This window comes from Candidatus Pseudomonas adelgestsugas, from assembly GCF_004124255.1.
GTDB lineage: Bacteria > Pseudomonadota > Gammaproteobacteria > Pseudomonadales > Pseudomonadaceae > Aquipseudomonas > Aquipseudomonas adelgestsugas.
On sequence record NZ_CP026512.1, the window covers coordinates 1,450,232 to 1,473,545 of the forward strand.

The following is a 23,314-nucleotide window of genomic DNA, read 5'->3' on the forward strand; positions in this document are numbered from 1 at the left end:
TTCTGTTTGGTGAATATACCGCAGATCTAATGTGGTTATGATAAAGATACTTTATAACAGCTAAAACAAACGTGTATTTGTCTATTACATAAACCTGTGAATTAAGTCTTAAATACACCTCGAAAAATGTGTAAACTTTATCTTATAAATAATCTAGCACACACTGTCTTTCGTTTTACCGAAAGCTTAAGCAACTGCCTAAAGTGGCGCAAGCAAAATTATAGCCTGATTAACATGGCATACATTAGGGCTTGCACACAATTAACATTGTCACCTAAGCTAAAACTGCATTGGCATTTCTTAAATGAAAGTTAAACAGGTATCTATTCCTTAGCCACGCACTGCTTTATGGCGATACCATTAGCCTAAAAATAAAAATATTTGAATTCAAGACACCTGCATATCTAAAATTTAGAATTTTCTGTAGTCTGCATTAGTGCAATAAATAAAATCTACTAAACCGAAGACTATTGCTCTGGCCTCACTCATAGTGTATTGCTGAGCAACCGTAAGTTTGTGGAACTACTTGATTCTAAATTCGCACCGCAACAACTTCATTATTATTGATAATACTAGCAATAATGAAGTGGATAAAGAAGCCATGGAGGCTGTAAGTAATGCACTTCAATGCTATTGGTCGCGTGTCTAGCGATCCAATTCTCGGGTTAATGAGTAGTTATTCCAAAGACAATAACCCGAACAAGTTTGATTTAGGCGTGGGCGTATATAAAAATAACCAAGGTTTTACGCCTATTTTACACTCAGTAAAACTTGCTGAACAACGCCTAGTGGAGACGCAAATCACCAAGACCTACATCAGCAGTCATGGCAACCGAACCTTTGGCGCACTGATCAGCCAACTAGTACTAAACACCAATTCAGCACTAATTCACGATCGGCGCGTCAGTGTTACGCAAACTCCAGGAGGTACTGGCGCCCTACGCCTAAGTGCTGACTTTATTAACCACAACCTAAAAGGCTGCAATGTATGGCTCAGCAACCCAACTTGGCCGATTCACGAAACCATCTTTGCTAAGGCAGGCCTCACAGTTAACCACTATCAGTACGTTAGTACTCATAATCGTCTAGACATAACCGCAATGCTTGCAACACTTGCCACCATACCTAAGGGTGACGTGGTTCTATTGCAAGCTTGCTGCCATAACCCAACCGGTTTTGACCTGTCTCAAAATAACTGGCGGCAAGTACTGCAGATCGTTCGCAAGCGTCAATTATTGCCACTAATCGACTTCGCTTACCAAGGCTTTGGCGATGGCGTAGAGCAAGATGCCTGGGCGGTACGCCTATTTGCAGAAGAGCTACCAGAAGTTCTGATTACTAGCTCCTGTTCAAAAAATTTTAGTCTTTACAGCGATCGTGTAGGTGCGCTAATTGTATGCTCTGCGGACGCCAAGAAGCTCTCTAACGTACGCAGCCAATTAGCTAATATTGCCTGCAATCTATGGGCAACACCACCAGATCATGGTGCGTCAGTGGTCGCAACTATTCTAGCTGACACCAAACTTAAACAGGTGTGGAGTAACGAAGTTGAAGCTATGCGTTTACGAATTATTCAGTTACGCTCAGAACTAGTAAAGGCGCTAGCGCTACACGGATTAGTTGAGCAGTTTGCTCATATTGACACACAACGCGGGATGTTTTCATATACCGGCCTAAGCGCAGAGCAGGTCAAGCAACTACGTAAAAAGTACAGCGTGTATATGGTCAGTTCAGGGCGAGTTAATATCGCCGGTATTGATGCGACACGATTAACCATTCTGGCACAAGCCATCGCAGATGTTTCTAACTGCAGCAAATAAATTAAATTACGGTAACCAGCTTGTCTTCTTTCATATTTAGATTGTGTTGACCTATAACATGCAACCACCTAAACCTTTAACTATACTGCTTTGTTTTGTATATCCGATAACTGATATTACTGAATATATCTTATCTAAGATGCTAGATCTACATCTGTGAGCGATTTTATCCGATGTACTGCAAGTAATCTAACTTCACTAAACTTGTAAATTTCAGCCTACGAAATGTATTGGTATGCCACATTAATATAGCTAAAATCTAGTTTTACTTTATAAATTATTGTTTTTTAAAATTATTAATTAAATTTACCATCTTTTTAACTTTAAACTTTAAGTATACTAACAGCGCAAAATGACAATGGTCACACCTTTTGCAATAGTTATATAACTAATGATTTAGCTTAATATCAAGCTCGTAAGCAAAACAGCTAAGGAATGCCAGCTAACGATAATAATAATTAGTAATCACATGAAATTGCTTGCGAGATGTTACTAGCAAACACTGACTGCCGACGATTACAGCATACCTTGCCGTTTACTAAGATAGTAGTCACTGGCATTTTCTAAAGTACTTTATTAGGTAGTACACCTGGATAGCTTGATTACCAACAGAACAATCTTGAATCAATCTGATTGTATTGCTTACCTCAATCAGGCATTGTAGATTAGCGCTACTATTTTAATAACTAGCCTACTTAAAGTAGCCAATAATAAAAAATTAGAATCTCATGCCGCGCTACTACATCCAAGGATCGCCTGCCTGCAACTATTACTAAGCGTAGACAACATTAAAGCTTAATGTGACCATATAAATATAGAAGTGAATGGCTCTAAACACTTATCTAAACCAGTTCGCGCAATAATTAACGCACGAACCAAGTAAATATTACGCTAATTGCCAGCAAGATATGACACTTATTGGACAGCTCTGATCATCCGTTAGAATGACTAAAGCCAGGTAAGCATCTAATCTATGATGCGATTGATACACCTTATCTAGCGACTATTTCTCTAAATCTTTACAAATTGCTACCTTTGCACATATCGCTGAACTGTTGATTACCGGCACTTGGTAGCTCTCTTAATTACTATCAAAGTTTCTAATGTCGCTATTATTATCCTATGGTTGTTCTTGCTAAGTACTCAACATTCACTGTAATTATTGAATAGATAATGATTCCATGAGCCTATTCACGGGCCAATAAAGTACTTGCTGGAGTGCTAAGCCACGTTGAACCGCTAATGACGCTAAACTTTAGCTGTGCAAGCTACAGACATATTTTAGCAATACCGACCGTACTATGCCAAAGCTCAGCTGTTTATAGCTTGCCTGCTACCAGTGACAGCAGAAGTACTTGATGAACATATAAACAATTATAGGTTACGGTGGTTTAGTTAAACAAAACTACGGTGACTGTATCAGTTTTAAACATTAAGGTCGTTAAACCACTAAAGTTGCACTGCAGGTAGATCTAATAATATACGCGTTATCTAAGCATCTTAGCTTTCAAGGAAGCCACTATCAGCCCGGCACTTATAGAGTGACATGCTGTCACAGTTAATACGAAATAATACAATCCATGGTCATAATCTAATGCTATACGAATAGATCGTCAGCAAGCGTACGTAATAATTGTAAGATTAGCCTCACAGCACACGGTATACGGCAAACACTAGCATAAGGTATATCAAGTAATGAAGATTGTAGTTTGTTGATGGATTTAAGCTGGCTGGTTTGTTGACATAACCAGTTTAGCAGATCAAATATCTTTATATTACTGAATTGCAATGTTCAACTATCAGTATTTATGGTGCGACACCTGTTGTCATGTTTACCATTATGTCTACCATTCCTTATTGATGCTATCGCAAGACAATTTTCTAAAATCGTTTTGTTGCTATCATATTACAAAAAAACATGGCAAAGTATACTGTTGCAACAAAAATAGAATAACTAACATTGCACAATCAAACAAATACTTAACTAATACGAAAACGATAATCTGAGAATGTTTCTTAGCATTATTTAGAGCCAAAATATTACACTACTATTAGAAAGCATATTTATTCAAATCAGCAACACGCTTAACCTGAAGAAGCTCTCAATCCAGTTGCATGCAGTAACAATTAACATGACTACCAGTGACAAAGTATTGCCTGACAGAACCTGTTTACCTCAAATAATCTATGTTAGCTAAGATGTCAATCTTAGCGGTATCTACCCATGTAAAATTTAACAGTTGTTTTCTGGTAGAAAACAAAATAACCAATAATATTCCTTTAGATCTAACAAGCAATATAGGCATTGATATTAATATAGTTGCAAATATTAATTTGCTGCTGCATTATTACAAATAACTACCGACGATTGTGAATGTGTTTTATTAAACTATCACGTTCATATCCATGCTTAATCCTGAAAAATTACTCAAGCCTCTGTATCACGTAGATATAACAATTCAATCATCCATTGCCACTTATGATATGGCTAGCTTTAGCTATACAAGGATATAATTGACACTAATTATAGTGCTACTAGAATCCTTGACATATACGCGTAATATATAGGCCGTATGCAACCATGGGTACGGACCGCCAAAACTAGGGTAGCTACAAATCCTGTATGGGCATATCATATATGTTTAGAATACTTTAAGCAAATAAAATGCTACATATTTAAACAGGCAACAGTAATAGCCATTTAACCTAGGCGCTAGTTACCGTATAAACGGAAACGACCATATCGGTTCCGAATAGCTAGCACAGGTGTAGATTTAATGACCGCTAAAATGTTAACTACAGTTTTATCGGTAACTAGATATAGGCTTACAGTATTGAGGAATAACTTATATTTAGGCTTAAGCGCAGAATATCAATCTAGTTCTGTACAGTAATCTATCGTTTTATACTACTTAAAGTATGGCGAATGTGCGTATTGGTGATGATGACCTACTAAATATGCGCATCAATGATAGATTCTAGAAACTAGAGCACTACTAAATATGGCTGAATAACATGCATTTTCCATGCATTAACTATAACATTAACCTGATCTTCAGCAATTGTAAGCTAGGCCTAGACACAGGCTATCATGACCGATAGTGGGAATTTTAGTTATATCAAACCATAAGGACTACGACCAAGATAACGTAATACCCGTAACTAATTCATGTACTTTAGTGGATAAAGTACTAGTGATCTTAGAAAGATATCAGCGCATGGACAACTACTAGATTAGCACAAAGAAAGGCGCACCTCGTTAGTAATATCAACGATAATCAATTAACCATGAGGTTTTTGGTTAATTGATAACCTGTCAGGTTCACCTAGCTTATATATTCATGGCTCTAGGTACAGGCAAGACATGTAGTATACGCATGCTGCTAACTCATAACTCAATTAATCCACAAGTCAAGATTATCTAAAATAATAAGTTAATGCTAGGCTACGCACAGTTAGCATGCATAACTCATAAATAGAGCTACCTAAACAGTAATATTTGATCTATCTATGCAACAAGGTTATGAGGTATAGAATCGCTACTCACTAGAAAAAATAGTACGCTATTAATCGATGGTCTACACTAGCAATTGACATTAGTGGATTTACTACTTAAACCACAGCGAAATTAGCACTGAGTTAAAGATAACTACAGGTAGTTTTTAAGCTAGTACCTCTCTTTGGAATAACTGTACTCCATACTTTATATGTACCCAATAGTTTAAAATAGAGAGATTGACTGACCAACAGTTATCACAAGTAAATGAACTCTCATATTTTGGCTCATTTTATTCAAACAGATGCGCTATGCTGTCCGAATCAGTCATCGCCTGCTCAAGCAAATTAGCCGGCAGGTTTTTACTGGCCCGAGCACCTAACAACCTTAATTGCTCAATACGACCAACGAGATTCCCTCGCCCATCCGTCAGCTTGTTTCGCGCTGCACTATAAGCTTTATCCAACTGTTGCAGACGACTGCCAACCTCATCTAAATCCTGAATAAACAACACGAACTTATCGTATAACCAGCCAGCGCGCTCGGCAATTTCCCTGGCATTTTTATTCTGACGCTCATGCCTCCAAAAGCTGTCAATCACCAGCAGGGTAGCGAGTAACGTAGTTGGGCTAACAATAATGATATGATGGTCGAACGCTTCCTGGAATAAATTCGGCTCAATCTGAAGAGCAGCAGAAAAAGCTGCCTCAATAGATACAAATAGCAACACGAAATCTAAACTATGCAACCCCTCTAGACGCTTATAATCCTTACCGGCCAAGCTTTTGACGTGGTTACGCAGGGATAGCACATGCTGCCTGAGGGCAGCTTGACTAATTGCTTCGCTATTTGCAGCAACATATTGCTGGTAAGCCGTAAGACTTACCTTAGAGTCTACCACCACCTGTTTATTACCTGGCAACATAATCAGCACATCCAGCTGAAAGCGTTCACCGTCAGACCCTTTGAGACTAACTTGCGTCTGATACTCACGACCCTTTTCTAGCCCAGCATGCTCTAGTACTTGCTCAAGGATTAGTTCGCCCCAATTGCCCTGGGTTTTCTGACCTTTAAGAGCGCGGGTTAGATTAGTAGCTTCGTCAGATAGTCGAAGGTTTAGTTGCTGTAGACGCTCCAGCTCTTTTGCTAGAGAAAAGCGTTCGCGTGATTCGTTCTGATAACTTTCTTCTACGCGTTTTTCAAAAGACTGGATACGTTCCTTCAGCGGATCAAGTAAATGGCTAAGGCTTTTGTGACTGGTCTCAGAAAAACGTTGCTCGCGTTCGTCAAAGATCTTCCCGGCTAGCTCTGCAAACTGTGCACGTAACTCATCTCGCGAACCCTGAAGATCGGCGAGGCGTTGTTTGTGGCTGTCTTGTTGTTCACGCAGTTCGGCGTTCAAAGCTGCCGATAATGCGTCAAGACGGCGCAGCTCAGTTTCTTTAGTTTTACAATCAAGGTTCCAGGCATTAGCAGCGTCACGGGCACGATCGCAGTTGATCTGCAGTAATTCTGCTTCACGGCGCATAGCAGCCAAGTCAGCTTGTTTAGCAGCATTGGCCTGGCTAAGCTTGTTTATTTTATCGTGACAAGTATCAAGTTGTATTTGCAGTCCTTCTTGGAGCAACTGCGCGGTAGTCAGGCGTTCTTCCAGTAACTTACAGTCCACTATACGTGTATTAAGCTTTAGTTGCATTTGACAACATACGGCCAATAACGGCACGGCAGTGCCGGTAATCACTAAAGCAAAACTGGTCCAGTCAAACACCATAGCTATTTATGTCATCACTAAAAACAGCAAGCTTAACTAAGCGCAAGACTTAAGAACAGCTAAATCTTAAAACCGACCGAGCGCAAGTTAAGCACAATAAAATTAGCGTAGACAGACAATACGTAACAACCTGTAATCTGTACAGCAAATTTTTGACGTTGCCGCAGTTATAGTGCATAGTCATGCTTGAGAAAGTCTATGAAGCAACCACTCATATACGTAGTCAGCTGCTTACGTAAATCTGCAAAGTTGATTGACGTTAATATTGTGATTCAGATGCTAGCTGTCGCACAACCAAAAAAGGCAACTCTATAAGGATAAACGCCTAAGTACTTTAATAACTTTAAGAATGTGATTAATACAATATTATATAAAGCAAAGCTTCATATAATATTGTACAGTAAAAAAGAAACTTACCCAGTCTGCTTTTTGCAAATATAAATCTAGGAAGATCTTACGCTCCAGCTCTAAAAAACACGCTCGAGATCATCCATAAAAGTCACAGATAATTTAGTAAATTACTAATTTTCATTTATGTAAAACACTACAGTGTATAATACACAATCAAACTAATTATATTTCTTATTCAGAATAAGTAAATATTACTGTTAATTTAATGTGTTATAGATAAACTGCGAAACTTTATGATAGTTTATATGAAATGCAATTCATATGCATAACCATTTATATACTGATTATGATCAATAACGCTTTTGCTATAAAATATGTCTAAAAGTTTACTGATAAGTCAAGTTAGGAGACTTTTCAAAACTGCGTAAGTTTTCCATACAGCTTTACTACAAGATATCATGCGAACTAATGCTAAAGCCAATACAAGCAATCTTATTATTTATTGCTTACTTTATGCCTACAATTATTTGCCTTCGCTAGAAAGTGCACTAACTGCTATGGCTATACTATTATCTGCTGTCTTTGCTTATAGCAAGCATATGCTTTACATTAGATAAAAGTAAAATCAAATTACATGCGCTACTTAATGAAAAGTGATCAAGACAGACTATCTGTAACATTTTATTTTACAGACTATTAACTTGGTAGATCTCTAGCTGCCACCATTTAGAGTGCTAATTTATCGCAACTTTCTAGATGAACCATGAAGCTATTATGGCTACTATGCTTTTCTTTTTTTATCGGCTATATATACAGAATATTAACATGTTCAATTAGGTGATTTTTTACTAAATCTTCATCTAATCAATCGCAGATAGTATTACTGTCAAGTAATTTAATAATGTTGCTTTTAGCAACTAATGCATGTATCTAGATTAATATTCCAGGGTCAAAACTATTTTTGACTGTTAACTAGATTATTAACTAAGCATTAACTTGACTACATTCTGTAGTGAGTCATAGTAACTTATTGATAATGTGTTTAACAAAATTTAGCTAAGACGTTGATTTTTATAGTATTACCTTACAGAATTTCTGTATTTCTTAAGTTTACAAGTTATAAATCATAAATTAGGAATTTTTTGTTACTTTATGCAACGTTTGCTATAATAGAGCTCCAAAATTAAAAGTGATACTTAAAATCATACCAAACGATTGCTATTATAATTGCCATAATATAATAATTATTCGTGAGCATCTTTATTTTCATAAGAGTACAGTGTTAGTGGTAACAGTGAAAGATAAGTATTAGCTCTATGGCGAACTATTGACCCATCGTAGATATAAGCACTATCGCTAACAAACACTGTCAACGGCTCATCTGCTAACGCTAGATCCGACATTAAAACACCAGTATTAGCACTTATCATACTAACTACAGCGATACAAAAGTTTTTTTAATTAAATTATGGATGCTATTTGTCGTAAAAACGACCGCATTTCTAGCTTAGAAACAGTTCTGGTGACCGTTTCTACAGCAATAAAGAATGACGTTAAAATCAGCAATATTCCGTCAATTGTCCATTATGCGCTGAATTAATACGTGTATGTGGGTACCGGGTAATCGCAGCGCTAGTCCAAACAACATCATAGAGCAAAACTTAAGACAGTGGGATTGTTTTAATTGACTAATATAAGCACATCACAGCCGTTAAAAATTAGTCAAGATCCTGCTCCTGCCCCCTATACTTCAAGCACTACATAACTTATATCACAATATGTTTTGGCATATACTAAATAGTATAGTGGCTTTACCTAAAATAATTTAAGCGTAATAACAGCTAGATAAAACTAGCTTATGCAGGGGCCAACTGTAATTAAGTATAAAGTTATGCCCAATACGCAAAGGATTAACAGCTATAAATTATATTTTACGATGCACTAGTAGTAGATATAGTCAGTGTTAGCCGAATAGTTTACCTTAACTGCAGGCGGCTAGTATAACTCACAGTGATAAAACGTTACATCGCCTAGTTAAACATACAAGATGTTTGTTACAATAACTATTGTTGAGTCTTCGTTACAAATGTCTAATACTTAGTATGCTAGTCAAGAAAACTAGAAAACGCTGTAAATAATGTAGCTATGCTTATTTTATTACTTATTCGATAGTAGCGCAATCGACTTTGATAGTATCAAGTTCACTCATATTAGCGAGTTACCAGATAGCCCACACGTCTACATACTTTAGTCAGGTCATCACTATGCAACGTCTAGGCGATCAAAATCGTAGCCTGCCAAGAATAGGCATACCAAGAACTTAATATAGCACCAAAATCTATAGTGCTCAGTCCCTCATTAATAAATGGTCTACGATAATTCGAATGCTGCAACCAACATGAAATAGGAGGCAACCACTCCATGATAAACTATACAATTATATCGTTACTATGTCAGCTTAATACGCTAAGCAAAGACATATCACTCACGTTTATCTGCTAGCTGTGAGATTTAATTACAACAACTCGCAGTTGCTGATGCAGGCAAACCACGAGAACTATATCAGACTAACACTAAACATTTAATAATGCTTTTCTGGTACATGCCTAGTAAGTATCAACAATCGACTTCAGATAACTTGGCTGTCATTAATAGGCAAAATTTTGCCTATTGCCTACCAATTGCCTGTAATGATGTTACAACTAATCTCTAGCAGGTAAAAGCAAAGCTTTATCGGGAACCAGTCAAGAGCTACTATAATACATACATTGATCACATAATAGCTATCACTGCAAACAGTTACGCATGACGCAAATTGCCAATGTGATTGGCAAATACATCAGTGAACGGTAAGTTCTAAATAATAATACACATAGATCCAGAAACTTAGAAAACAATGTACTAAAAGTTTATAGGCTACCCATAGGCTATGCAATCTATAATACTAAGATTTGCAGCAGACTGAGGTGTTGCGCTAAGTTAAAGCAAAATAACGTAATATATATCAAGTTCATTGCGTTTTCGATTAGGGTCAAATCGACTTCATATGCTGTTTTTAAAGCAAACACCAACACTGTACTGCAAATTTTGTTAGGCATGTATAAATACCATTCTTCTACGTAGATTACGGAACGGTTCACCCACAAACCGTAGCCGGTAGTGATAAAAATGACATCAACGATTTACAAGTTATTTTCTCTAACGTCTTAAACATGTATTACGTTCTATTTACTAATGAAGAGAAGCAAATGAATGAAAACATTATTAATGTAATGACATTACTAATTCGGTCGCTGTAATTAAACTTAGATCCAACATACGATTACCATAGCGATAAGACGTGCAGCCTCGAACTAGCACAAAAAGAGCATATCTAAAAATAGTTTTGAGCACTATATATTGCATAGTTTTACATTGACTTCAGCTTGACCATATTAAGCATTGTCAATAGTTTACGGCTTTTTAATAGAACTAAAAAATATAATGCGCATCAAAAATGAAACAAGCTGCAGTTGACGTGGACAAAATAGTCGTGTTATATATGCAACTTGTACTGCTAAACACTACAAACCATAAATACAACACGTAAGACGCACGAGCTAGTAATAATAATATTTATGGATATTAACACTTATATATCAAGTACCATTTGAGTCGTACTTGCTATTTATAGCTGTAGCCATGAAGAAAGAGTCGTATATGCTTAACTTTGATAAAGATTTTGTTACGTCGCTATCGCTCAAGTTGTCAACTCAAATACAGCTACTACGCTAACCGCTAAAAGCAGATAAATTAGTTATCATCTAAATAGCGATACCGATATCGCTTGCACAACTACTGATAATAATACTAAAAAACAAATTATTAAACGCAAGATTATTGCGTGTGATCAATAGTATATCTAAATTAATTATTTTTTAGTATAGGCAACTCAACTAAGCAGCACAGTAACAAGTACGGGAAGCATAAAATAGTGCGAAGAGCTTTAGTATGAGCATACTAATAGTTGATACATAAATAAGTCTAGATTGTATTTTTCTATCACATCAATTTACAAAATTTAATCATGACTAAATGACTTTCTATTTAGACTATAACATCTAAAACATGAGAATCTTATTTCTAAATGTTGCATTTAGAAACTAATTTAAACGCAGGCTTCTTAAAACTTAATGGTTACTGAAAGTAGCGAGACATAATATTTAGTTACCAGCCAAGGATTTCTCTGAGGAACGGAATAGTCAATTTACGCTGAGCTTGCAAGGAGGCTTGATCAAGCTGTTCAAGCAAATCGAATAATGCGCTCATGCTACGAGTGCCTCGAGTTAAAATAAAGTACCCAACTTCATCAGTAAGATGCAGGCCACGACGCAACGCACATAATTGCAGAGCGCGTACCTTATCTACGTCATCGGACAGTGGGTGCATCTGAAAGATTAACGCCAAGGTCAAACGCGACTTGAGGTCAGCCAGCTTGACAGGTAGCTCACGCGGCGAGGTAGAAGCAGTAATCAACAGGCGTCGACCACTATCGCGTAAGCGGTTAAATAGGTGAAATAACGCTTCTTCCCAGTCAGTCCTGCCTGCGATTGCCTGCAGATCATCTAGACATACCAACTCATATTGCTCAAGGTGGTCGAAGATGCCAATACCTTGGTCTATCAGCTCTGCTAGTGGTAGATAAATTGCAGGTTCGTCTATTTGTTCGAAGCGCAAGCACGCAGCCTGCAATAGGTGAGTACGCCCTACATTATGCTTACCCCATAGATAGATAAGACTTTCAGTCCACCCAGCATCGGCTTCACAGAGTCGCTTAACATAGCCTAACGCAGCAGCATTAGCACCTGGATAATAATTAATAAAGGTGGCATCGTCACTTAGACGAACACCTAATGGTAGCTGAATCGGTTTCATGCTGACTGAACGACTCCAAAAGAACCGTTAGTGACGTTTGTACAAATTTTGCAAAAAATTTTGTACCTGCAAAACCTTACGCACAATGCAGCAGATACAAGCAAAATCAAAGGTTTGTGTTGAATGGAACAATTTGCGTAAATTATTTGATATCCTTGTGCCATATAAGGAACAAACCCGGCTTAGGCCGGGTTTGTTCCAAAACAATTACAGATCTAAGTATTTAACCATTTGTATGTGTATCCAAATCTTTATATAATATATTATATATTTAACCAACTAATACCAAACCGCATACAGCCATCAGAAGCGCTAGTCACATACCAGTCTAACCAAACAACTTAACACACACTAAATAGCAAAAAATCAATAGCGCTCAGTGCATGTAAATCGAGTCACCAGTAAACAATTAACCACACACAAAGGTACCAGGCACATCATGGCGTTCTTATACTAAGAAAATACACTCTTAATAATAGGTTACATCATGATAGCCTAATCAAGAAGCAAGTAGAAAGCCACTACCAGCCATAACTTACACTTAGCCTACAGTATTGAGGCCAATATGCTTCAACTAATAAAGCATTTACGACACCAGCTTATCTAGGCTAAAAAATAATTAACTGGCATCTGCAACACGCTCCCACTAGTACGTTATATACTAGCCTTCTATAAGATATTTACCATTGTATCTATACGCTTGACAATGCTTTTACATAGGTTTTACTTGACACCTGTAAAATTCGTGTTGCAGGTTCTACAGACAACCTATCAGACATGGTAAATCTTAAAGCAAATACATCATGATCAATCTATATCTACTATTTTTTTGAATAGCTGACATGCTTTTGATATATAGCTTAATATACAAGATAGACTTAGGCGATACTATCAACTAGAAACTAGCTTCCGCACAAGATGACTCACATACATTTATGCGTATTTTTATGGTGTGCGATTATAATACATCTCAATTATATGTAAAAACTAGAAAATGTATCCAAAAAATATTTTAATGCGTATCACTCAGAAATTATGATAGTCAGGAATATTAGTTCAATGATATTTTCGTAGTTCAAGTGTATCCTTGACCGAAAGCTCATTGAGCTGCTCGCTGAGCAAAATCTACGATACATACGCCATTACACAAAACAATCATAAACACAAAGGATAATATCCGTTTAATCAGCAAAGGTCAGTACCGATATAAAGCCCACCACAACTGACTTAGGTAATCAGTTCTAGCTTACGCTAGCACAATAGTAACACCGAAGCACAATTTCGGCAGCGAACACTCGCGCCACACGGATCTGAATATCTATGCTCTTGCTCGACTAGTAGCCTGCAGCCCTTTTGTATGAGTATTTTTAATTGATCGCTAACGCATTCTTGTTCAACTAATTGCTGCACTAGATTTACTAGTTTCGCCTAACTCTGGGCTACCAGCACCCAGGTTAGCAAACATGTCTTAAGCAATTTTATGCTTGACTTTTCAGTCGACCTATTAAAATCTAACCATGGGCAAGCCCAAGCTGGCTAATTCGCAATTAAGCAAAGATGTATCAGCAGACATGTTATAGGTGCGTGTTTGTAGTTTAAATCAGCCAGCAATCTTTGCCGGCGCCAGCGACGTAGTGATATAGCCTAAGCTCGGATTCGTCAAATCGCGACTTGGAGTACCTTGATTACTTGTAATAATCTCAACCTGTTTACCTGTTTGTAAACTGTTGTTGAGCGGCACAATATAATCGTTAATTTTAGCGCATAGGCAACGATGGCCGATTTCAATATATACTCGGTAGGCAAAGTCTACTAGCGTAGCACTCTTAGATATATCAATAGCATGACCATCAGGAGGAAAATGTAGATCCAGTCATGCTTAAATAACCTACCCGCAGCTGCTAAGCTAGGCCGCTTATATAGCCGAGTTCTTCGTGCCATTGAAACACTTGATGCAGCCAAGAGATTTTCTCTTTGCACTGGTTAGATTTAGCCTTGACGTCTGCACCTTTGTAACGCCAGTGCGCGCAAACCCCTAGCTCAGCATCTTCGTGCATGGCGTGAGTGCGGATCTGCACTTCTAATACCTTGCTCTCAGGACCAATCACTGCAGTGTGTAGCGAACGATAACCATTTTCCTTAGGGTTAGCGATATAATCATCAAATTCTTTGGGAATATGCCGCCACAATGTGTGCACGATACTTAGGGCAGTGTAGCAATCACGAATTTCCGGCACTAGTATTCTTACAGCGCGTACGTCATAAATTTGACTGAACGCTAAGCCTTTACGCTGCATTTTACGCCAGATAGAATAAATATGCTTAGCGCGACCACTGATATCAGCATCCACACTAGTAGCCTGCAACTCGAAACGTAGTTGACTTATTACATTAACAATAAAACGCTCACGGTCAAGACGACGCTCATGCAGTAGTATAGCAATCTGCCTATATTGGTCTGGCTTTAGGTAGCGGAAGGATAAATCCTCAAGCTCCCACTTAATATGGCCAATACCTAAGCGATGCACCAAAGGTGCATATATATCGAATACTTCGCGTGCTGCACGAGTACGCTTTTCGTTACCAACAGTCTTTACCGCACGGATAGCGCAGGTGCGCTCGGCCAACTTGATAAGGGCAACGCGTACGTCGTCTACCATCGCTGCTAGCATATTGCGAATGTTTTCGACCTGACTATGAGTACTCGGTATAATGGAATGGCGCTGGCTGAGGCTAGCACTAATGGCTACCATACGTAGCACACCGTTAATTAGCTTGGCTACCATAGCACCAAAACGCTGATTAACAATCAATAATGAAATGTACCCTTCAAGTACACCACGATAGAGTATAATGGCGATTAGTGAATCTTGGCCTAACTCAAGACCTGCGAGGATCTCAGCAATCTCTAACTCAGTACGAAAACTTAAAGTATCTTCGGTCCAGAAGTTTTTTGCTGCACTGTCTTGCTGTTTAGACTCACGAGCAAACTTGCAAGCTGAATTCAATGCTGCACGGTCCAATGTCCGGTCCACTCTAATGACATGATTAAGCCATGCTTCGAGATCAATACTGCCGTCATTATTGATCGGCTGGTATGCTCTCACTTGTACCATATTGCTTACCTTCCCTATGCCGCATCTTTAAAATACGCCAAAAGTCATTGCTGACCTGCTATATAACTATGAGCTTACAACCATAAGCAACAACACAGCTTTCTGATAGACCACAACCCATGGACAATAAGCTACTCTGATTAAATGTGCATTTTAACTAGCATTAAAGAACATCACAACTTCGACATAAGCCATCCATAAAAACATGTCGAAGATCCCGGTCTGTTTTAGCCTGCAGTTTTGTTTAACTAACTAAACAGTACTCATACTAGCGAGACTAAGTTGTAGAACAGATATGCTACATCAAACGCTTATACCCTTAATAAGTAACAGGTTTATGCATACATATTAGTTAGGTCCAAGAATATCGCAGAACGCTATGCTTAACCAATTCCACATCAATGAAAGACTGGCATAGCTGTCTAGGCTAGAAAAAATAAATCTAAAACTAGCCTAACTAGGCTAGTTGGTGCCAGTTATATTATTCGAAAACCTGAACTATGATTGCGGTATTTATAAACAAAGTTTAATTTTTTAAAGAACGTGATAAAATAGCTATTTTAGGTAGATGCTCAATAATTAAGTGTTATTTTTTGCTGACTAGAATCTGCAGATTCTAGTGGCCACCTATTAGCTAGTCGTCGTAAAACTATGCTTATGTCTCATGGCTCATGTTTAGCTATTAATTTGGCTCATTGAAGATACCAGTCGATAAATAGCGGTCACCTCGGTCACAGATGATAGCAACGATAACTGCGTTATCTACTTCATGAGACAAACGCAACATACCAGCTACAGCACCGCCAGAAGATACGCCACAGAAAATACCCTCTTCACGGGCCAAGCAGCGTGTAGTGTCTTCGGCTTCACGCTGAGCTATATCGATGATGCGGTCTACACGCGTCGCGTTATAGATTTTTGGCAAATATTCTTCAGACCAGCGGCGTATACCAGGGATAACTGCGCCTTCCATCGGTTGCATACCAACAATCTGGATAGCCGAGTTCTGCTCCTTGAGGTAACGGGCGTTGCCCATAATGGTACCAGTGGTACCCATAGAGCTGACAAAATGGGTAATGGTTCCGTGGGTTTGATGCCAGATTTCCGGGCCAGTACTATTATAATGAACCTCAGGATTATCGCTGTTGGCAAACTGGTCCAACACAAATGCATGGCCTTCAGCAGCCATGCATTTGGCTAAGTCACGAGCACCTTCCATACCTTCTTCCCGGGTAACCAAGATCAGCTGAGCGCCATAGGCGGTTATGGCTGCTTTACGCTCAGCACTACCGTTATCTGGCATGATCAACACCATCTTATAGCCCTTAATAGTCGCAGCCATAGCCAGGGCAATACCAGTATTGCCAGAGGTAGCTTCAACTAAGGTGTCACCTGGTTTGATCTGCCCACGTAGCTCTGCACGAGTAATCATTGAGAGTGCTGGGCGATCCTTGACGGAGCCAGCCGGGTTATTCCCTTCGAGCTTCAACAACAAAGTATTAGTGGTTTTATCTGCCATGCGTTGCAAGCGGATTATAGGAGTATTACCGACACAATCGGCGATTGTAGGGTACTGCAAGATCATGGCGTATTCGTAATCCAGACTGCTATAAGCAAACATCATACCTGGAAAAGCTGGTTAACTATATTGCGTAATATACTTTATATGACTTAAAAGCATCGGCGATAAATCATACTATTATGAAAGCAGTTAATTTTTAAATATTAATTTCTGACTAAACTAACTAATCTTTATGCACTGTAAGAATTGCTACTATGCAATGTAGTTAAATTTAGTTTTTATCATTTACTCTATTACTACACATTATTAACCGTGATTTCTAAAAAATAGACCATGCTTCTCTAATTAAGGTATGCATCTGTCAGCATGTTTATACGTTAAAAACTTTATCAAGAAACTACCTTCTGTACTTGCTTAGACTAATTAGTGCTTAGCTCTTAACGCAAAACATTTTGACAAATAGTATTCACGAAATCAGTATTTATTTAACGACAGGCACATTAAATACCCACATAATACTATAAAAACTTGTGCAGGTTCAGGAGAGTAACTACTACTATATAGTAGTTTTTTATATTCGCGAATAACTATTCAACGTATTCTATGGTGTATATTGATGGTTGACATTATTATCATAACTAGTTTAGTCAACACAATTTTGCTACGATTAGGCTACAAGTGGACTGCCTAGTATGTTTCTTGCGTTCATAAATCGCAGAATGAATATGAATAGATAAGACTGACTAGGCCAAGTCAGCAAATCAAGTTTAAATCCAATAAATAGCTAGATCTAGGCTAGCCAGTAAACAACTAACCTACAGAATCAAAAAGCTTCTGAGAAAGTTTTCTGATAACGCCGCCAGGTACTTACTTGTTGTAAGCCAAACACTGTCGTATATCCAAAATATGTACTTAAATTTAGAAGAATGTACCGGATTCAACTCTTTCTAGATTAAGTTCTACAGCGATACTACTAGCGAACTATGTCATGCTCGACAGCAATATCAAATCTCAACAACTGCTATTGTTATTGAATAAACCTATGCTATTGATGTTATCCTGAGTCTTACTCCTTTACCAGCACAAGGCATAACTTAGCAAAGTTATGCCAGTTAATGTATAAAGGTATGAAGAATTAATTTTTAATTAACCTATTGCTTGTCTTAGCGGATAAATACACACCATGCAATACTTTAGTTTGTTCTAAGTCTACAAACTAACAATATACTCAAGACATTAAGACCACGAGTAAAAGGCTGTCTCTCCAAACTCTGTATATAACTAGGTTATGCTTAACACACTAGGTTCTCGGCAGCTAACGCCATCAAGCTAGAAAAACAACGCTATAGCACCTACAAAAAACACTTAGTTAACTATTTTCTTTTATAGCGAAAAACCTTACAAGGTATTCTCATTATAACTTGTCTAAAATTAATCTAGCCTCTAACAATCATAATTTAGTTAGCCCTATCGCAGGGCTGATTTAAAATCACGGCAGTTGATGAAGCATATTTAGTCATGCCGCTAAGATCTTAGCGGTTTTCACTCCATGCATCTGTATCTTAAGTCACCAATAAATAGTGAACCGTTCATTGTTCTTAACCAATATTTGTTCGTGAAAATTTATTATACGCATACACTCGCTACACAATAACCGGTGTCATGTTGCTAATTTGCTCAATCATATCGATAGCATTCAGGCTCAATCTGTTAGCTAAAATAGCTAAGCGATACAATATTTTTTACCCGCCCGAAGTTAATAATTTTATCTATTTATGTAACCATGCAAATATACTGTTGCGAATCAGTATCTGTACGCAGGCGCAATCTAATAGTAGCGGTCTGTTATAAAATATTATTTATGAGGACAGTATATTGCTTTATGATAGTCAGCAACAAAAGCAACCAGTAAAGTATCACGCTTTTAATGAAGCCAGTACACAATCAGCTATTTATTAGTACTGTGGCATAGTTACTAAAGTTACCTTCCGACGCTTTATGGCCATCCTTAACCGACATCTGTCCAAGCAATAAATATAGCAAAAACCGTATTCACTCCAATCACTCCTGTAAACTGAATACAGAAGTTAGCACTAAACTAAATACTACCTTAGTGTCAATCAAAACTAATTCGCTGATAGTCAACATAAAACATATAAGTTTATTAACCAGCGCCTGCTGTTTACTTTAAACAGAGGTGTAATATAACAAACACACACGATTAAAGATATAACATATCTTGACCGCATTTTACATATAACTAATCTTCTGGCATGATCAGGTAGGGGTTTCGTAAACTTACCAAGACACTCGTCTATAACCTTAGCTATAGACATTACAAAATAATACTTGACACTCATCGCAGCCCACGAACGATTATAACTGTGATATAACAAGCCACTAAATCAGATTCCAGAAGAATCCAAAAACACTTTTACAGCTATCGACAATAAAACTATGTAAGAAATTTTTAGATTATACCATAGTGCAAAGCTGAAATATTGCCTAGCTATATCTATTAATTGAGCTCAAAACAGTTAATGCTATTCATAGCATAAAGCACAAAAAGTATTTCTATATGTCTCAACCTAATCAGTAATAATACATTACAAGAACTCTATCAGCACTAACTTAAATTCAGTGCAAGACAAATTATTAATATGGACCACCCCTAACTCAGCATTAACCAGCAACGCTGACTCAAGTTACCGCTTAAGTTACAAGTAACGTTCGATCTAGCACACCAGCGCAAATGAATCATTAGCAAGTAGTATTGATTATCATGATCCAAATAACTAATATCAGCTAGATTAATATGACAGGAATTGTTCGTGGCAGTCATACTTATTGTAGATTATACGGGTAGCGTTACTACATACTAACGCTAGCGATTATTACTTCTCTATCCTAACCATAATGTCAGACATGCCAGACTCAACTTAGCAATAAGAGATAATAAACCTAAATCCATATAACGCTAGATTAGATATCCTGTTCGCCAATTAATATTCTCAACGCAGTGCATAATTGCAGCAATGCTTCAAGCTTAAACGTATTAATAGACTTACATATGCTTTGTGTTATAGACTTTTAGTATTGATCAGTAACCTTTGTAAGTACACATATTCAAGCTTTTTATCTTTATTGAGCACCACAAAATATAGAGCTCTTCTCACATAAAATCCAAACCATACAATGCCTGCGCCTACTCGCTATGCTAACTGAGGTTATTACACCCTAGGTGTTGCACTGATAATTAAATATTACTAGCATACTAACTTTAACCTGTAATACGTGTAGTACACATTATGCTAATTATTACTAATAGCGACGATACTCTGAAAGCCAACAACCATGTAAGAAACCATTACATTTTAACTGTAAAATTTATTACAACACAAGTGCTTGCGTTTAAATATAGTTTAAAAATAACAATACCTAACCAATATAACCTAACATTGACTTTGTCAGGTTTATAATAATTTTATTGTTGCGCTAACTAAAGACTTTAACAAGTCTGACAATTTATAAAATATGCTGTAAAGCGATTGCTTCAGCAGAAAGCGAAGTCGAGCGTTGCACCAGTTATAGCAATAAATCGTTTGAGTCGAATATTACGTTAACCAAGCCAACCAGGTGTAACTAGTTTAAGTTTTTATCGTTGCTATCTTTTAAAGAGAGCACTAGTATACTGAAGTTTTATCGACTATCACTACATTGATAACATCCATCAGCCCTACATCATACTCAAGCAACACAATAAGAAATTTTTTTAAAAAAAATATTTTTAGATTATTCAAGTAATCTTACGCGCATAATATACATATATCAACATTATTATGTTGATGCAGATCAATTGAAACATTGCAGATTAATGCCCAGCATGCCCTTACGCTAAATAAACAAAATGATGGCAGTGATAAAATTTAGCTCAATAAATGAGCAGATATACTATCTTTACTTGGCAAACTATTGAGTATCAATTTAGAAATCAATGTATACGATAAATATCGTAAGCGCACAACGTAGCATACCTTGGTAAGATTTAGTTTTTATGACACACTTATGATCGCGCGTTCGTAAGAACGTTAGTTATTTAAATACGTGCGGTATACACGTAACTGTCTCAGAAAATATACACCTCAAGACAAATTATATCACGGAACAAGCATACTAGTAAGTTTATAGACATAGCAAATCTATACATGTCGTTCTTTATAGAGGTATACTGCATATTACCTACCCTAGTATTATACATTTATGCTCATAGTTAGACATATATTATGAATGCGTGCCAATAGCTTTGGCAAATAAATTACAAAAGTGACATACATATCACCAAACAAAAAATCACAAACACGGTTACAACAAACACCGTGCTACGATTCAGATTTCGTTATGCAACACCAGCTAAGCTGATCAGCCATGCAAGCGCAGCTTATGCTCACATCATAAGAATAGCTACCAGGCTTATAATTACAGTTAAAGAAGTAAACCGTCGACTATCATTGGTAGAAATCACTAATATTATATAATCGATGATATGCAGGAGATAAAAGAGCACAGCAAACGGTACGCTAATATGCTTAAGCATATTAGCGTACGCGATAAAAATTTACCAGTCAAATTAATAACAACACCGAGCTACAAACTATTGTAGTACTAAAAATACTACTTCTGTCACTTAACTTAACAAAAATCTTCAATTTTTAACTAGAAGCTGCTTCTTATGTATAAGAGCTGCAAGCTTAGGGTAATATTTCTATGGGTGCAGATTTCTTAATAAATCTTGTATCTTTGCTGTTTAAATGCAGCAGTCTTGATACTTCATTTTTCTTATCATGAATTACTGCTTTGATCAACTAACACACCAGTAACGACAGGGGACAAGGTAGGTACCTGCTTGGTCAATTTGAGAGTTAGCTAGGTTTTATCTGGACAGCAGTCTAAGCGCGCAATATCGATAATATTTCTCAATGCGCTGATCAGATATACGTGCACTATCGCAGCCACTAACTATAGTTGACTAGTTTTTTCTTCAAAATATAGCAGCAATAGATCTTTTAGCGAATCTTAGTTGAGTAACATACCAAATGCTATTGGCTTTGACCTATAGCTAAAACTAGCTGAGTGGCCAACTCAAACTTTCAGTTTGTTTAGCTGTCGCGATAAGTTCGTCATCGCTATCTCAATACATAAAAATATTAAGCTAATTTTCGTATTTCACTAGGAATATTGTTAGGTATACCTTAACTGGGTAAGAGAAAATTACTATTTTGTGCGCTATCCAGATAAAAACTAAAGCTAGTGTAATCTAAATACTTGCAAGTTATTATAGCGCTATACTAGAGATATTTACAAAAATATTATCATTACTTTATTGAAATTACATCCTGAGTTGCACCGAATACACGTTTATACATAAAAATCGCAAGTTAACATAACTTCGCCATAGCTCTACTATGTCCATCTTATTTAAGAGACTAAATTTTAGTAGATGGCATCAGCCATGCACTACCACTTTAGTATATAACTAAAAACGCAAGTTATGGTGGTAATGCCTGCATGAAGCTTTGGTTGGTTACAACAATAACCTGCTATTATAGTAGGTATTTTGACAAGCAATTGACAATTGTTTCCTATACTATAGTTAACTAAGTTCATTTTCTATAGGTTAGTGGTCAATATGCGCATAAAAACATCTAATAGTAAAGCAAAGCCAGCTCCGGCTGTTGAAACCAGCGAATCAATAAACAGCCAGATTGCTGATTTTCTCAAATCAGGCGGCAAAATTCAGCAAATTGCCAAGGGCGTAAGTGGCCAGACTTTCGGTCTATCCAAGCAGGTTGGCCTAGACAAAAAGTAATACCTATTAAATATGTCTGGCTCTTGGCGTCTTACTATAAAGGCGCCAGGACTCGAATAAAAAAGTATTTTTCTGTTACATCTCCTAATGCACTCATCCACAACATAGCTCACTACTCAGTATTCGCTGACATATTTGCATACATCTAGCACAAGTTGGCCTGCTAGATTTTTTATTATGACTGCTTTCTCGGTCAACTATCATGCGCAGGCGTGGACATTGCAATGTCGAATCCGTAAGCTTCAAGTACAGATTGAGCACTACGCCTAGAGTTGCAGTATGTTAAAAACATAATTAAGTGTGCTTAATCTAGCAAACAGTTCATTCTATCGCAGTCTAAACATGAGCCACAATAACAACTTATATTTCGGCAAATTGTTTTGCTCAATACAAATCAGCTCTCTACTAAGAATCTCAAGATCGATTTGTACATGTACTGCAAGCACCAGTTTGGTTAG

6 protein-coding genes and 1 pseudogene are annotated in these 23,314 nt (G+C 37.3%); 2 read left to right on the forward strand and 5 right to left on the reverse strand.

Annotated features, from left to right (window positions below; all coding sequences use genetic code 11):
• The first annotated feature begins 617 nt into the window (after positions 1–617).
• The gene (locus C3B55_RS03670; protein ID WP_129211565.1) at positions 618–1,820 is read left to right on the forward strand and encodes an amino acid aminotransferase; all 1,203 of its coding nucleotides are present in this window, start codon (positions 618–620) and stop codon (positions 1,818–1,820) included.
• Positions 1,821–5,608: 3,788 nt separating this feature from the next.
• Here the strand turns inward: C3B55_RS03670 and rmuC are convergent.
• The 5 genes and pseudogenes from rmuC to cysM form a co-directional block, all read right to left on the reverse strand.
• Positions 5,609–7,087 carry a DNA recombination protein RmuC gene (rmuC, locus tag C3B55_RS03675; RefSeq protein WP_129211567.1) on the reverse strand — a complete coding sequence of 493 codons (1,479 nt, stop codon included), beginning with the start codon at positions 7,085–7,087 and terminating at the stop codon, positions 5,609–5,611.
• A 1,595-nt stretch (positions 7,088–8,682) separates the two neighbouring features.
• Complete coding sequence (locus C3B55_RS04595; protein WP_457912678.1) at positions 8,683–8,868, reverse strand: hypothetical protein; 186 nt, start codon at positions 8,866–8,868, stop codon at positions 8,683–8,685.
• Between the two features lie 2,776 nt (positions 8,869–11,644).
• Positions 11,645–12,352: a DnaA regulatory inactivator Hda gene (hda, locus tag C3B55_RS03680; RefSeq protein WP_129211569.1), complete on the reverse strand. Its 708-nt coding sequence runs from the start codon at positions 12,350–12,352 to the stop codon at positions 11,645–11,647.
• A gap of 1,350 nt (positions 12,353–13,702) precedes the next feature.
• Positions 13,703–15,468, reverse strand: a pseudogene (locus tag C3B55_RS03685) (RelA/SpoT family protein); the annotation flags it as partial.
• 682 nt (positions 15,469–16,150) lie between these two features.
• Complete coding sequence (gene cysM, locus C3B55_RS03690) at positions 16,151–17,053, reverse strand: cysteine synthase CysM (protein ID WP_129211921.1); 903 nt, start codon at positions 17,051–17,053, stop codon at positions 16,151–16,153.
• Between the two features lie 5,623 nt (positions 17,054–22,676).
• Here cysM and C3B55_RS03695 point away from each other — a divergent pair.
• Entirely contained in the window at positions 22,677–22,856 is a 180-nt protein-coding gene (locus C3B55_RS03695; protein WP_129211571.1) for a hypothetical protein, read from the forward strand.
• Positions 22,857–23,314: the final 458 nt, after the last annotated feature.

Excerpts from the sequence above, each read along its gene's own strand:
- C3B55_RS03670 (WP_129211565.1), top strand. The coding sequence starts at position 618 with ATGCACTTCAATGCTATTGGTCGCGTGTCTAGCGATCCAATTCTCGGG.
- rmuC (WP_129211567.1), bottom strand. The coding sequence starts at position 7,087 with ATGGTGTTTGACTGGACCAGTTTTGCTTTAGTGATTACCGGCACTGCC.
- C3B55_RS04595 (WP_457912678.1), bottom strand. The coding sequence starts at position 8,868 with ATGATAAGTGCTAATACTGGTGTTTTAATGTCGGATCTAGCGTTAGCA.
- hda (WP_129211569.1), bottom strand. The coding sequence starts at position 12,352 with ATGAAACCGATTCAGCTACCATTAGGTGTTCGTCTAAGTGACGATGCC.
- C3B55_RS03695 (WP_129211571.1), top strand. The coding sequence starts at position 22,677 with ATGCGCATAAAAACATCTAATAGTAAAGCAAAGCCAGCTCCGGCTGTT.
- cysM (WP_129211921.1), bottom strand. The coding sequence starts at position 17,053 with ATGATCTTGCAGTACCCTACAATCGCCGATTGTGTCGGTAATACTCCT.